Here is a 13,311-nt window from a genome sequence, read left to right as displayed (position 1 = left end):
CCCAGGGCGGTGAAGATATCAAAGACCCGTTTTCCGGTAAATCGCAATGCGGCTCCGCTTAAGTGAACAGCATTGCGGCAAGCGCCGGCTCTTTTTACTGGATCATCGTTTGAATAGGCCATGGTATCCATGGACAATCCTCTGATTGAATCCGGCAATAAGGGGATTATAATGACTCCCTCCCCTGAAGTTAATAATGCATATATATACATTAGAAATTTTCTATCCCTAAATGAATACAGCTCGCGCCATTTGACGCACATTTCCTTGCCGGACGCGGGCTGGCGGGCAACTGAGCCCACTGTCGCCAGACAACAGCGTTAACAATGGTGCAATAAGTTGAGTTTCCTCATAATTTAACCGGGATCTCATTTCCGCTTGTTGCCGGCTCCGCCAATTGATCTAGCGCAATCCCGCTCCCGATAAATCATCATTCGTTTTACCCATTTGGTAATATCCAGCTCGAGCAATCGCATAAATACATGGGTTTTATTCACTAATAACAATTAATCGGCCTGCCTGCTCCTGCCTAGTGCGGGGGCTGATGCCCACATCCAGGATGGAACGGTCAGGCTTGGCAATGAGATCGATTTGGGAGTGATGATCGTGAGTTCACACAACAGACAGACCAGGCTGGGCCTCGCCGCCCTGCTGCTTACCACCTGCCTTGGCACCAGCGGCTGGGCACAGGCGGCCGACGAGGCACAAAGCAAGGGCAAGATCGAGGCGCGCAGCGAGCTGTTCGCCAAGGATCACGCCGATCAGTTCACCAGCTGGAAAGGCACCAGCGAGAGCCGCGAGCGCACCGACGCCCTGGCGGAAGATCCGCAGATGGTGGTGCTCTGGGCCGGCTACCCCTTCTCCAAGGATTACAACAAGCCGCGCGGCCACTTCTATGCGCTGACCGACGTGCGGGAAACCCTGCGTACCGGCGCCCCCAAGACTGCCGAAGACGGTCCGCTGCCCATGGCCTGCTGGAGCTGCAAAGGCCCGGACGTGGCCCGCGTCATCGACGAGAAGGGTGAGGATGGCTACTTCAAGGGCATGTGGGCAAAAGGCGGACCGGAGATCGTCAACACCATCGGCTGCGCCGACTGCCACGACACCGCCTCGAAAGAGTTCAAGGAAGGGAAACCCGCCCTGCACCTCTCCCGTCCCTATGCCGACCGGGCCATGACCGCCATCGGCAAGCCGTTCAAGGAGCAGGGACGCTTCGATCAGCAGTCTCAGGTGTGCGGCCAGTGCCACGTGGAGTACTACTTCAGCGGCCCCACCAAGGCGGTGAAATTCCCCTGGGACAAGGGTACGACTGTTGAGCAGATGGAAGAGTATTACGACGAGATTGGCTTTGCCGACTGGACCCATGCCCTCTCCAAGACCCCCATGCTCAAAGCCCAGCATCCGGAGTACGAGACCTGGCGCGCCGGCATTCACGGCCAGAACAACGTCGCCTGCGTCGACTGCCACATGCCCAAGGTGCAGAACGAGCAAGGCAAGGTCTACACCGACCACAAGGTAGGCAACCCCTTCGATCGCTTCGACCAGACCTGCCGCAACTGCCACACCCAGAGCAAGGAGATGCTGCAAGGGGTGGTCAAGCAGCGCAAGGACGCCGTCACCGAAATCAAGCTCAAAGTCGAGAAGCAGCTGGTGCACGCCCACTTTGAAGCCAAGGCCGCCTGGGATGCCGGTGCCACCGAGGCCGAGATGAAGGACATTCTGCAGGATATCCGTCACGCCCAATGGCGCTGGGACTTCTCCATCGCCTCCCACGGGGTGCAGATGCACGCCCCGGAAGTGGCGCTGCGCATGCTGGGAACCGCCCTGGACAAGGCCGCCGACGCCCGCACCAAGCTGGCACGCCTGCTGGCCGCCAAGGGGATCAGCCACGAGATCGCCATTCCTGACATCTCCAGCAAGGAGAAGGCCCAGGCCGCTCTTGGGATGGACATGAAGCAGATGAACAGCGACAAGGCCCAGTTCCTCAAGACCACAGTCCCCGCCTGGGATGCCGAGGCCAAAGCGGCCGGACGGCTCGCACAATGACGAGGCATGCGGGCCCGCAGTGTCGGGCCCGCAGCCGGATGGAGGCTTCCTATGGGTGATTTAACAATGGATTTCTTACGACTGATGCTGATGGCAGCCATGCTGCTGACCAGCCTGCAGGGCCAGGCGGCCGATGCGGCAACCGCCCCGGCACCTACTACACATGAAGTGGAATTTCTGCGCAGTGCCGACAAGGCCTGCACCGACTGCCACAAGGAGCAGGTCGAAGGCATGCACGGCAAGCACGGCCAGGCGACCAACCCCAACAACCTGGCGCCGGTAACCTGCACCAACTGCCATGGTCAGCCCTCTCCCCAACACCGGGAAGGGGTCAAGGACGTGATGCGCTTTAGCGACAGCTTCAATGACAAACAGAGTACCGAGCGCTACCCCATCGCCGAGCAGAACGGGGTCTGCATGAGCTGTCACGAGCCCAAAGTGCTGCGCGAGGCGCTCTGGGCCCACGACGTGCACGCCACCAAGCTCACCTGCACCAGCTGCCACCAGCTGCACCCGGCCAAGGAGCCCATGGTGGCTATTCCGGAGAAGTCTCGCATCAAGCTCTGCGTCGACTGCCACAGCAAGCAGCATGAGGCCGTCAAGGCGGCCAAGGCGAACACCACCTCGGGCAAGGAGGTACCATGAGCTGCTCTCGCCGTCACTTCATGGCGGGGATGAGCGCGGGGGCCCTCATCATGATGACAGGGCCGACTCGCTCCCTTGCTACCCTCCTCGCCCACAGCCAGACCATCGACGGGGTCCGCTTTGGCATGCTCCACGACGAGACGGCCTGCATCGGCTGTACCGCCTGCATGGATGCCTGCCGGGAGGTGAATCAGGTGCCAGAGGGGGTCTCGCGCCTCGAGATCATCCGCTCCGGCCCCATCGGCACCTTCCCCGATGCCGAGTACCACTTCTTTCGCAAGTCCTGCCAGCACTGCGACAACGCCCCCTGCGTGCACGTCTGCCCCACCGGTGCCTCCCATATCCGCAAGGAGGATGGCATCGTCGACGTCAACCCGGATCTCTGCGTTGGCTGCATGTACTGTCTGGCTGCCTGCCCCTATCAGGTGCGCTTTATCAACCCTGTGACCAAGGTGGCCGACAAGTGCGACTTTTGCCGCAAGACCAACCTGGCGGCGGGCAAGGAGCCGGCGTGCGTGGAATCCTGCCCCACCAAGGCGCTGGTGTTCGGCAATCTGGATGACCCGGACAGCCCCATCGCCAAACGGCTGGTAAAGGAGACCACCTATCGCTACAAGCAGGCACTCGGCACTTCGCCCAAGATGTACCGCGTGCCCAAAGGGGAGATAAAGTCATGACGATGCAAGAGGCATTTCACTTCCCTTCCCTTGTGTGGGGATTTGTCCGATCGCCATCTACCGCAGTAACAGAAGGAGGAATGGATCATGTTGCATGATGCATTTCACTTCCCCTCGCTGGTGTGGGACTGGCCCATAGCCATCTACCTGTTCCTGCTCGGCATCTCCGCCGGGGCCACCACCCTCTCGGTGCTGCTGCGCCGCAAGGGAGCCGGCAGCGAGAGCGGCATCATCAAGGCGACTGCCATTCTGGCGCCGGTGAGCGTGGTGCTGGGGTTACTGATCCTCATCTTCCACCTGGCCCGCCCCTGGACCTTCTGGAAGCTGATGTTCCACTACCAGTTCGACTCCGTGATGTCGATGGGGGTCATGCTGTTCCAGGTCTACATGGCGGTGCTGTTCGCCTGGCTGGCAGTGGTGTTTCGGGCCGAGATCGAGACCTTGCGCAGTCACCTGCTGCAAGAGAAGTTCGCCTTTGTGGATAATCTCATCGCTTGGCTTGCCCGCATCGAGCGGCTGCTGGCGCCGCTCTTGCTGCTGCTTGCCGTGCTCTTGGGGGCCTACACCGGCTTTCTGCTCTCCGCGCTCAAGACCTATCCGCTGTTGAACAACCCGGTGCTGCCGGTGCTGTTCCTCATCTCCGGCGTCAGCTCCGGCATCGCCTCCACCATCTTGCTGGCGGTCACCCTGTTCAAGGAGAACCATCACAGCCAGGGAGTGAGCTTTGTCCACCGCTTCGAGCGGCCGGTGCTGGCGGTGGAGGTGTTGCTGCTGGTCTGCTTCTTTACCGGCCTCTACTTCGGTGGCGGCCAGAAGGAGGCAGCCATGTGGGCCGCCATCGGCAGCGGCTTCTGGGCTCAGGTGTTCTGGCTCGGGGTGGTGGGCATCGGCATGCTGCTGCCCCAGTTGCTGGCCCTGCTGGCCCCCGCGCCGCTGCGGGCCAAAAACGGCTATCTGGTGCTGGTCTGCAGCCTGACCCTGGTGGGGATCCTGCTGCTGCGCTACTTCGTGCTCTATGCCGGTCAAATGACAGTCGTATAACGGTACGATCACCAGCGCCAGCCACCCTCGGGTGACTGGCGTTTATTTATTGCGATGGGTTGTTGCCAAAAATGTGGATGTTATCCCCCAGCGCCGGTACGGCAGCAGACGCTGCGGCATAACATAGACGAATGATTGACTGGAGGTTGTGTGCTGGCGGAGCTCGGCTATCTCTCACTGTTGCTGGCGACCGGGCTCGCCCTGCTGCAAGGCACCCTGCCCTGGCTGGGATTGCGGCTCGCCTCACGCCCCCTGCTGGGCTGCGCAGCACCGCTGGCCCTCCTGGTCGCGCTCCTGCTCGGGGCAGCCCTGCTGCTGCTCGCCAGCTGTTTTGGCCAGGATGACTTTACCCTGGTCTATGTGGCCCAGCACGCCAACAGCGCCCTGCCCATGGGGTTCAAGCTGGCGGCCGTGTGGGGCGGCCACGAGGGCTCCATGCTCTTCTTCGTCTTTGCGCTGGGGCTGTGGGGCGCTTTGGTAGCTCTTTGCTCCAGGCGGGTCGACCCGCTGATCACAACCCGGGTATTGGCCATCATGGGGCTGATCGTCGGGCTGTTTGGCCTCTATACCCTGATCTTCTCCAGCCCGTTTGACCGCCAGTTCCCGGGGCCGCTGGAGGGGCGCGATCTCAACCCCATGCTGCAGGATATCGGCCTCATCATCCACCCGCCCCTGCTCTATCTCGGTTATGTCGGTTTTGCGGTCAACTTCGCCTTCGCCATGGCGGCGCTGCACTCGGGTCGGCTCGATGGCGCCGTGGCCCACTGGAGCCGCCCCTGGGCGCTCGGCTCCTGGGTCTTTCTCACCGCCGGCATCGTGCTGGGCTCCTGGTGGGCCTATTACGAGCTCGGCTGGGGCGGCTGGTGGTTCTGGGATCCGGTGGAAAATGCCTCCCTCTTGCCCTGGCTGCTCGGCACCGCCCTGCTGCACGCCCTGGTGGTGTGCGAGAAGCGCGGCGCTTACGGCCACGCCGTGTTGCTGCTCTCCATCTTTACCTTTTCGCTGAGCCTGCTCGGTACCTTCGTGGTGCGCTCCGGGGTGCTCACCTCGGTACACGCCTTTGCGGTGGACCCCAGCCGCGGCCTCACCCTCTTGTTGCTGCTCGGTTTGCTATTGACCTGCGCCCTCACCCTTTTTGCCCTGCGGGCGGACATTCGCGCTCCCTATGCCCGCTTTGGCTTGCTGTCAAAAGAGGGGCTGCTCGGCGCCGCCATCCTGCTGCTTTGCGTGGCCTGCGCCAGCGTGCTGCTCGGCACCTTCTACCCCATGGTGTTCCAGTCGCTCCATCTGGGCTCGCTCTCGGTGGGCGCCCCCTATTTCAATACCATCTTCGTGCCGCTGGCCCTCTGCCTGATGGCGCTGATGACCCAGCTGCCGCGCCTGCGCTGGCAACATCTGGCAGCCCAGCGCCGCATCACGGTGCTGCTCCCATGCCTGTTCGGCCTGCTGGGGGGCACCTTGCTGAGCCTCGCCTATCCCGAACCGCTGCGGGCAAGCTGGCTGGGGCTTGCGGCCAACGTGCTGAGCCTCTGGCTGATGGCCAGCCTGCTGCTCCCGCTCTTGCAACCGATCGCCCTGCGCGAGCTCACCCTCAATCGGTTCGGCAGCCTGCTGGCCCACCTCGGGGTGGCAGTGTGCGCCCTCGGCATTGCGCAGGTGAGTCACCACAGTCAGGAGGGGGGCGCGGTACTCGCCGCAGGCCAACCCTATCGGCTCGGCGCCTTCGCGTTTCGCTACGAGGGGAGCGAGCCGCTCATCGGCCCCAACTACACCGCCGAGCGCATCACGCTTAGCGTGCACAAGGACGGTAAAGAGGTTGCGCGGCTGACCCCGGAGCGGCGTCACTACAGCGTGCGCACCATGAACATGAACGAACCCGGGATCAAATGGGGAATGCTCGGCGATCTCTACGTGGTGCTTGGCGAGAAGATGGGACCCGGCGCCTATGCCATGCGGCTGCACCATAAGCCGCTGGTGCGCTGGATCTGGCTCGGCGGCCTGTTGATGATGACGGGCGGCGCCCTGCGCCTGCTCGCCCGCCGACCGCTGCTGGCTAGCCATCCTGCGTCAGCGACCGCCCCCTACCCTCGGCTTGAACAGGAGTCCTTATGAACGCCCGTTTGCGCCTGTTCGTGCCGCTCGTGCTCACCCTGGGGCTCGGCGCCCTGCTCTGGCTCGGCCTTGGCAACAACCCCTACAGCCAGGATGAGGCCGTCGCAGGGCGCACTCTGCCAGCCTGGCAGAGTGACGATCTGTTTGGCGGCGTCCCCATCCACACCGCGGCGCTCAAGGGGGAGCCCTTCGTGCTCAACGTCTGGGCCAGCTGGTGCCCCAACTGCCGCACCGAACATCCGCTGCTGGGTGATCTGGCCAGCGCCGTGCCCCTCTATGGCCTCAACTACCGGGACAAGGGAGATGCCGCCCGCGCCTGGCTCACCGAGGCGGGCAACCCCTATCGCGCCGTGCTGGCCGACCCCGACGGCCGACTCGCACTGGAGCTCGGCGTCTACGGCACGCCGGAGACCTATCTCTTCGCCGGCGACGGCACCCTGCTGACCCGCCATACCGGCCTGCTCACCCGGGAGGTCTGGCAACGCCAGTTTGCCCCCCTGCTGGCAAAGGCCCGCAGCAACACCGCTAGCCAGCCCGAAGTGGAAAGAGAAGTAGAGAAACAAGTGCGGGAGAGCAAGCCATGAACCGTCTCGGCCACGCCCTGATCGCGCCGCTCTTGCTGGCCTTGAGCCTCGGGGCCCTTGCCAGCGGGGTCGACACCTATGAGTTTCGCCACCCCGAGCGGCAGACCCGCGCTCAGGAACTGGCCCGCGCCCTGCGCTGCCCCCAGTGCCAGAACCAGAACCTGGTGGAGTCCAACTCCCCCATCGCCCGGGATCTGCGGCTCGAGGTCTACCGCTGGGTGGACGAGGGACAGTCTGATGAGCAGGTGATCGCCCGCATGACGGAGCGCTTCGGCGATTTCGTGCGCTACGATCCCCCCTTCAAGCGCAGCACGGCGCTGCTGTGGGGCGGCCCCGCCCTCTTGCTGTTGCTGGCGCTCAATCGCCTGCGCAGGAGCCTGCATCGCCGGCAACCGGCGCGGGTGCCGCTTGTCGGCAACAGAGCCGAGGGGGCGCTCGCTCACGACCCCAGGGCCGAGCTGAACCGGCTGATCATGGCCGAGCAGCAGGCGGGGCTTGCCCCCCACAACCGCCTCTACCGGGAGCTGGAGCTGGCCCACCTCGCCAACGCCACCCCAACCGCCGAGCAGGCCCTGCGCGAGCGGCTGGTAAGAGATCGCACCGCCCGTCCACTGCTCTGGCTGCGCGCCTGGATACTGCTTGGAACCCTGCTGCTGGCGCTGATGGCCGGTATTTATGCCGGCACCGGCCGCTATCAGGCGTGGCAGGCTTATCAGTCGTGCCCCGATCCGCTGGCAGGATTGAGCCCGCGGGATCTGCAAGACAAGGAGCTGGGCGCCCTGCACCAGCGCCTGCAAGCCAACCCCGCCGATCTCGACGGCTGGGCGGCGCTCGGCCAGCTCTATCTCTATCGGGACGAGTACGAGAACGCCCTGCTCGCCTACCAGCGTCTCGCCCTGCAAGAAGGGGGCGCCAGCGCTGCGACCCAGGCCGCACAGGCTACCGTGCTCTACTACCAGGCAGGCCAGCAGCTCACCCCGGAGGCGCTGCGCCTGCTCGATAGCGCGCTCAAGCAGGACAAGGGTGAGGTGAGCGCCCTGATGCTGCTCGCCTCCGATCACTTCCTGCACGGCCGCTACTCCCGGGCCATCATCCTCTGGCAGCAGTTGCTGGACGAGGAGCGCCCCCGCATCAACCGGGCCGCGCTGATCGAGGCCATTCAGACCGCGCGGATGATGAGAGGATGAAGCGGGGCAAAACGGCGATAATGCAGCGGGCCATCTTCCCTGCCGGGCGCCGTTTTTATCGCCATGGTCGCCATTAACGACCCCTTCATCATCCCAAGGCGCCGAAAGGTGCAAAAAGAGTCGTCATCCCGCCCGTCGCCAGCATATAGTGCGCCCCCGTGGTGGCGTGTCTGGCATGGCCTGACAGGCCTCTATGACTCCCTTTTGCGGGCCCAATAGCCCCGATGCGGGGGATTTCAAGGTGCGCTGGCCCATAAAATGGAAATATCCGGCCACCAGACGTTGTGAAGCGTCAATTACCGTCATATAACTTAGCCAAATGTCCCTGTGAGTCGTAGTAGAGTCAAATCATGAACCTTCGTCCTTTTCTTCCCTTGCTGCTCGGCGCCTTCCTCCTTCCCGCCAGCATGGAAAGCGCCCATGCCAACCCGTTTTCTGCGACCTCTTCTTCCACCAACAGCCTGCTCGAACCCCGCAGCAACCTGCCGCTGAGATCCGATGCCTACGTGGTCATCAACCCGAAAACCGGCGAGACACTGGCAGAGCGCAACGCCAACCGGGTGATGTCCATCGCCTCCATCACCAAGCTGATGACAGCGCTGGTGGTACTGGACGGCAATCAGCGCCTCAACGAGACTCTCACCGTCACCATGGATGACGTGGACAGACTCAAGGGCACGGGGTCGCGCCTAGCGGTGGGCTCTCGCCTGAGTCGCGCCGACATGCTGCACATCGCACTGATGTCCTCTGAAAACCGCGCAGCCTCCGCCTTGGGACGGCACTACCCGGGTGGCCGCAAAGCCTTTATCGAGGCAATGAACGCCAAGGCCCGCATGCTCGGCATGTGGAGCACTCATTTCGCCGACAGCACCGGGCTCAACCCCCGCAACGTCTCCACCGCACACGATCTCGCCAAACTGGCTGCTGCCGCATCCACCTACCCGCTGATCCGCCAGTACACAGCCTCCGAGCAGCGTCTGGTACGCAACGGCAAGCGCCAGCTGCACTACCTCAACTCCAACCGCCTGGTACGGGAAGGAAGCTGGCCCATTCTGGTCTCCAAGACCGGTTATATCCGCGAGGCGGGGCGCTGCCTGGTGATGGGAACCCGGGTCAACAACGAGCCCGTGGTCATGGTACTGCTTCACGCCAACACCACGGATGAACGGGTCGCCGATGCCAGAAAGATCAAGAGCTGGCTGGAAACCTCGGGCCGCATGACCCTGACGGCGCAGTCCACTCCCCAGCCCAGGCTCTTCAGCAGCCAGTAACGGCTACGAGAACAAGGGCCCCCGAACCGGCAGGTGCGGGGGCCTTTTTCATGAGTGGCAATCACCCCCTATTGCCTCTTTCTGCTCCCCCAGTGATCCCGACCGTATGGTGCTTCGTTAAGGAGGCAGAGAGAAACCAAGGGCATCAACAGGGCCGCCACATGCACCTCAAACTCCATCTACCCGAGAAGATCTGTCCCGTCTGCCTGCGTCCTTTTGCCTGGCGGCGCAAGTGGGCCCGCTGCTGGCAGGAAGTGCGCTATTGCAGCGAACGCTGCCGTCGTCGGAAGGAGCACCCCTGATGGAGCTACGCCTCATTCTCGGGGATCAACTGAACGCAGGTCACAGCTGGTTTCACACGCAGGATGCCGCTGTCTGCTACCTGATGGTGGAGCTGCGCCAGGAGACGGACTACTGCCGCCACCATCGCCAGAAGGTGCTAGCCTTCTTTGCCGCCATGCGCGCCTTCGCCGCCGCCCTCACCAAGGCGGGCCACCGGGTCTGCTACCTGACTCTCGATGAGAGCGCCCCCTGGCCCGATTTGCCGAGCTTGCTGGCGGCCCAGCTAGAAGCGCATCAGGCCGATCGCTTCGCCTGGCAGAGCCCGGACGAGTGGCGCCTTGCAAGCCAGCTGACCCAGTGGGCCTCAGGCCTTGCCATCCCGACCGCTGAGGTGGACAGCGAACATTTTCTCACCCCCCGCGATGGCTGGCGACGCTACCCCCACAGCCGGATGGAGTTCTTCTACCGCGCCCTGCGAAAGCAGTACCGGGTGTTGCTCGATGAGCGCGGCCAGCCCCTTGGGGGGCGCTGGAACTTCGATGCCGAGAATCGCGCCAAATTGCCGGCGAGCCAACCCATTCCGGCGCCCCTCACCTTTGCCAACGAGGTGAGCGACATCGATGCCATGCTGACCCGCCACGGCGTCGCCACCATTGGCAGTGCCGATGCCGACGCCCTGCCCTGGCCCGTCACCCGGCGCCAGAGCCGCGCACTGCTTGAACACTTCCTTGCACACTGCCTGCCCCACTTCGGTCGCTATCAGGACGCCCTGAGCGAGCGGGGCTGGAGCCTGTTCCACAGCCGCTTGTCGTTTTCCATGAACAGCAAGATGCTCCATCCCCTCGAGGTGATCCGCGCTGCGCAAGCTCACTGGCAGGCCAATCAGGCCACCATTTCCCTGGCGCAGGTGGAGGGGTTTATCCGCCAGATCCTCGGCTGGCGCGAGTTTGTCCGCGCCCTCTACTGGGAAAAAATGCCCGAGTATCGGCGCACCAACTTTCTCGGGGCCGAGCGACCCCTGCCCGGTTTTTTCTGGAATGGAGAAACCAGCATGGCCTGCGTACGTCACGCCATTCGACAGTCTCTGGAGCACGCCTATGCCCACCATATCCAGCGGCTGATGGTGACCGGCAACTTCGCCCTGCTGGCGGGGATCCACCCTGACGAGGTGGATGCCTGGTATCTGGGCATCTATGTGGATGCCATTGAGTGGGTGGAGCTGCCCAACACCCGCGGCATGAGCCAGTTTGCCGATGGCGGCCTGATGGGCAGCAAGCCCTACGCCAGCAGCGGCGCCTATCTCGAGCGGATGGGCCACTACTGCAAGGGGTGTCACTATCAGGTGAAGGCCCGCAGCGGGCCGGACAGCTGCCCCTTCAACAGCCTCTATTGGCACTTTTTATGGCGCAACCGGGACAAACTTGGCAACAACCCTCGCCTCGCCCTGCCCTATGCCAACTGGGATGGCCAAACCACAGAACAGCAGCAAGCCATCCTGACGACGGCAGAGCATCATCTGCTCCACCTGGAACGGCTCTGAATCGACCGAATTTCATGCCAGAAAGTGAGCAAATGACAACATTGAGAGCCAGTTAACAAAATGTGAATAGCGATAACCACCAATGACATCGACACCAGTTGAATATCCTGTGGCGGCTGATTAAGGTGGAGGCCCCAGTCAAGGAGAGACAAGATGGACATAGTGGTACTCGGTGGTGGCGTGGTCGGTGTGACCAGCGCCTGGTATCTGGCCAAGGCCGGTCACAAAGTGACCCTGCTGGAGCGGCGTGACGGGGTGGCCCTTGAAACCAGCCATGCCAACGCGGGTCAGATCTCCCCGGGTTATGCTTCCCCCTGGGCTGCCCCCGGCATTCCCCTCAAGGCCGCCAAATGGCTGCTGCAAAAGCACGCCCCCTTCACGGTGCGGCCCACCTCGGACCCCTTCCAGCTGCGCTGGATGCTGAAGATGTTCGCCAACTGCACGCCGGCGGCCTATGCGGTCAACAAGGGGCGCATGGTACGGCTGGCCGAATACAGCCGCGACTGCATGAAGCAGTTGCGGGGCGAGCTGGCGCTCGACTACGAAGGGCGCCAGCTCGGCACCCTGCAACTGTTTCGCAGTCAGGCGCAGCTCGATGCCAGCCAGCGCGACATCGCCGTGCTCGAGGAGTACGGCGTCCCCTATCAGTCTCTGAATGCCGACGGCTGCGAGGAGGTCGAGCCCGCCCTGGCAAGGGTGCGTGGCAAGGTGGTGGGCGGCCTGCGCCTGCCGGGAGATGAAACCGGTGACTGTTTCCGCTTCACCCAGGCCCTGGCGGACGAGGCCCGCAAGCTCGGGGTGAGCTTCGTCTTCAACTGCGCCATCGACGAGGTCGAGATCGCGAAGGGACGCGCCGTGGCGGTCCGTGCCGGCGAGCAGCGCTTCCAGGCCGACGCCATCGTCTGTGCCCTCGGCAGTTATGGCACCGGCTTCCTGCGCCCCCTCGGGATAGAGCTCCCCGTCTACCCGGTCAAGGGTTACTCCCTCACCCTGCCGATGACGGATGCCGAGGGCGCGCCGCGCAGCACTGTGCTGGACGAGACCTACAAGGTCGCCATCACCCGCTTCGACGAACGGATCCGGGTGGGCGGCATGGCCGAACTCTCGGGCTTCAACCTGGCGCTCAACCCCAGACGCCACGATACCCTGGCCATGGTGGTGAGGGATCTCTTCCCCCAGGGGGGAAATCTGGAGCAGGCCACCTTCTGGACCGGGCTGCGCCCCATGACGCCGGACGGCACACCCCTGGTCGGCCCAAGCCCCATTCCCGGGCTCTGGCTCAATACCGGCCACGGTACCCTGGGCTGGACCATGGCGGCAGGATCGGGCCAGTTGCTCAGCGATCTCATCTCGGGCAATACCCCGGATATCAGCGACGAGGGGCTCACCCTGGCCCGCTACGGCTAGGCGTTGGCACCGTCTGTGCAAGTCTGCGAAAAAAGAGGGCGTGCCTGGCACGCCCTCTTTTTTCTTGCCCCCCTGGCTACGACGACACCGGGGTCGCCTCCTCGCTCGTCACTCCGGGTTTCAGGGCCAGGGTGAACAGGGCCGCCACCATGTCGGACTGAGTGATGATGCCCACCAGCTGCTCCCCCTCCACCACCGGCATGTGGTGCAGCCCCCCGTCGGAGAAGGCCTCCACCAGATCGTAGAGAGGCTGGTAGCGCCGCGCCGTCTGCACCTCCCGGGTCATCAGATCCGCGACCTGCTGCTGCTCGAGGGCCTCTTTCGCCCTCGGCTGGTGACCCGCCCGGTCGATCATCAGGTCGTGCAGGGTGATGATGCCGACCAGCCTCTCCCCCTCATCCACCACCGGCAGCGCCTTGATCTGGTGGTGGGAGAGCAGATGGGCCTTGTTGCACAAATCGGGGAACTATCTAGCCAAGTGGTGATCTGATCTCCCGGATCAATCACCGAGCACAGTCG

Annotated in this window: 11 protein-coding genes and 1 pseudogene; 11 read left to right on the top strand and 1 reads right to left on the bottom strand. The window is 63.5% G+C overall.

Features of this window, described 5'->3' with window-relative positions:
* The first annotated feature begins 600 nt into the window (after nt 1–600).
* The 11 genes from nrfA (at nt 601) to OKB81_RS15470 (ending at nt 12,792) form a co-directional block, all read left to right on the top strand.
* Nucleotides 601–2,046, top strand: a complete 1,446-nt coding sequence (gene nrfA, locus OKB81_RS15520; protein ID WP_160838938.1) for an ammonia-forming nitrite reductase cytochrome c552 subunit — start codon at nt 601–603, stop codon at nt 2,044–2,046.
* A gap of 51 nt (nt 2,047–2,097) precedes the next feature.
* Nucleotides 2,098–2,691 carry a cytochrome c nitrite reductase pentaheme subunit gene (gene nrfB / locus OKB81_RS15515; RefSeq protein ID WP_041211523.1) on the top strand — a complete coding sequence of 198 codons (594 nt, stop codon included), beginning with the start codon at nt 2,098–2,100 and terminating at the stop codon, nt 2,689–2,691.
* Nucleotides 2,688–3,368, top strand: a complete 681-nt coding sequence (locus OKB81_RS15510) for a 4Fe-4S dicluster domain-containing protein (protein ID WP_270805307.1) — start codon at nt 2,688–2,690, stop codon at nt 3,366–3,368. Before nrfB ends, OKB81_RS15510 begins: the two co-directional genes overlap by 4 nt.
* 87 nt (nt 3,369–3,455) lie before the next feature.
* Entirely contained in the window at nt 3,456–4,409 is a 954-nt protein-coding gene (nrfD, locus tag OKB81_RS15505) for a cytochrome c nitrite reductase subunit NrfD (protein ID WP_160838940.1), read from the top strand.
* A 150-nt stretch (nt 4,410–4,559) separates the two neighbouring features.
* Nucleotides 4,560–6,521, top strand: coding sequence for a heme lyase NrfEFG subunit NrfE (gene nrfE / locus OKB81_RS15500; protein ID WP_160838942.1), 1,962 nt, complete (start codon nt 4,560–4,562; stop codon nt 6,519–6,521).
* Nucleotides 6,518–7,105 carry a DsbE family thiol:disulfide interchange protein gene (locus OKB81_RS15495; RefSeq protein ID WP_160838944.1) on the top strand — a complete coding sequence of 196 codons (588 nt, stop codon included), beginning with the start codon at nt 6,518–6,520 and terminating at the stop codon, nt 7,103–7,105. Before nrfE ends, OKB81_RS15495 begins: the two co-directional genes overlap by 4 nt.
* Entirely contained in the window at nt 7,102–8,292 is a 1,191-nt protein-coding gene (nrfF, locus tag OKB81_RS15490) for a heme lyase NrfEFG subunit NrfF (protein WP_160838946.1), read from the top strand. The genes OKB81_RS15495 and nrfF overlap by 4 nt, the downstream gene beginning before the upstream one ends.
* A 350-nt stretch (nt 8,293–8,642) precedes the next feature.
* Complete coding sequence (locus OKB81_RS15485) at nt 8,643–9,563, top strand: serine hydrolase (RefSeq protein ID WP_160838948.1); 921 nt, start codon at nt 8,643–8,645, stop codon at nt 9,561–9,563.
* A 161-nt stretch (nt 9,564–9,724) separates the two neighbouring features.
* Complete coding sequence (locus tag OKB81_RS15480) at nt 9,725–9,865, top strand: DUF2256 domain-containing protein (protein WP_160838950.1); 141 nt, start codon at nt 9,725–9,727, stop codon at nt 9,863–9,865.
* Nucleotides 9,865–11,385, top strand: coding sequence for a cryptochrome/photolyase family protein (locus tag OKB81_RS15475; protein WP_270664122.1), 1,521 nt, complete (start codon nt 9,865–9,867; stop codon nt 11,383–11,385). Before OKB81_RS15480 ends, OKB81_RS15475 begins: the two co-directional genes overlap by 1 nt.
* 153 nt (nt 11,386–11,538) lie before the next feature.
* The gene (locus OKB81_RS15470) at nt 11,539–12,792 is read left to right on the top strand and encodes a D-amino acid dehydrogenase (protein ID WP_042882483.1); all 1,254 of its coding nucleotides are present in this window, start codon (nt 11,539–11,541) and stop codon (nt 12,790–12,792) included.
* A gap of 76 nt (nt 12,793–12,868) precedes the next feature.
* On the opposite strand, the pseudogene OKB81_RS15465 reads toward OKB81_RS15470, so the two are convergent.
* A pseudogene (locus OKB81_RS15465) lies at nt 12,869–13,231 on the bottom strand (CBS domain-containing protein); the annotation flags it as partial.
* Nucleotides 13,232–13,311: the final 80 nt, after the last annotated feature.

This window comes from Aeromonas sp. QDB56, from assembly GCF_027705505.1.
Taxonomy (GTDB): Bacteria; Pseudomonadota; Gammaproteobacteria; order Enterobacterales; family Aeromonadaceae; genus Aeromonas; species Aeromonas caviae.
This window is presented reverse-complemented; position numbering and strand designations above follow the sequence as displayed.

Excerpts from the sequence above, each read along its gene's own strand:
- nrfA (WP_160838938.1), top strand. The coding sequence starts at position 601 with ATGATCGTGAGTTCACACAACAGACAGACCAGGCTGGGCCTCGCCGCC.
- nrfB (WP_041211523.1), top strand. The coding sequence starts at position 2,098 with ATGGGTGATTTAACAATGGATTTCTTACGACTGATGCTGATGGCAGCC.
- OKB81_RS15510 (WP_270805307.1), top strand. The coding sequence starts at position 2,688 with ATGAGCTGCTCTCGCCGTCACTTCATGGCGGGGATGAGCGCGGGGGCC.
- nrfD (WP_160838940.1), top strand. The coding sequence starts at position 3,456 with ATGTTGCATGATGCATTTCACTTCCCCTCGCTGGTGTGGGACTGGCCC.
- OKB81_RS15495 (WP_160838944.1), top strand. The coding sequence starts at position 6,518 with ATGAACGCCCGTTTGCGCCTGTTCGTGCCGCTCGTGCTCACCCTGGGG.
- nrfF (WP_160838946.1), top strand. The coding sequence starts at position 7,102 with ATGAACCGTCTCGGCCACGCCCTGATCGCGCCGCTCTTGCTGGCCTTG.
- OKB81_RS15485 (WP_160838948.1), top strand. The coding sequence starts at position 8,643 with ATGAACCTTCGTCCTTTTCTTCCCTTGCTGCTCGGCGCCTTCCTCCTT.
- OKB81_RS15480 (WP_160838950.1), top strand. The coding sequence starts at position 9,725 with ATGCACCTCAAACTCCATCTACCCGAGAAGATCTGTCCCGTCTGCCTG.
- OKB81_RS15475 (WP_270664122.1), top strand. The coding sequence starts at position 9,865 with ATGGAGCTACGCCTCATTCTCGGGGATCAACTGAACGCAGGTCACAGC.
- OKB81_RS15470 (WP_042882483.1), top strand. The coding sequence starts at position 11,539 with ATGGACATAGTGGTACTCGGTGGTGGCGTGGTCGGTGTGACCAGCGCC.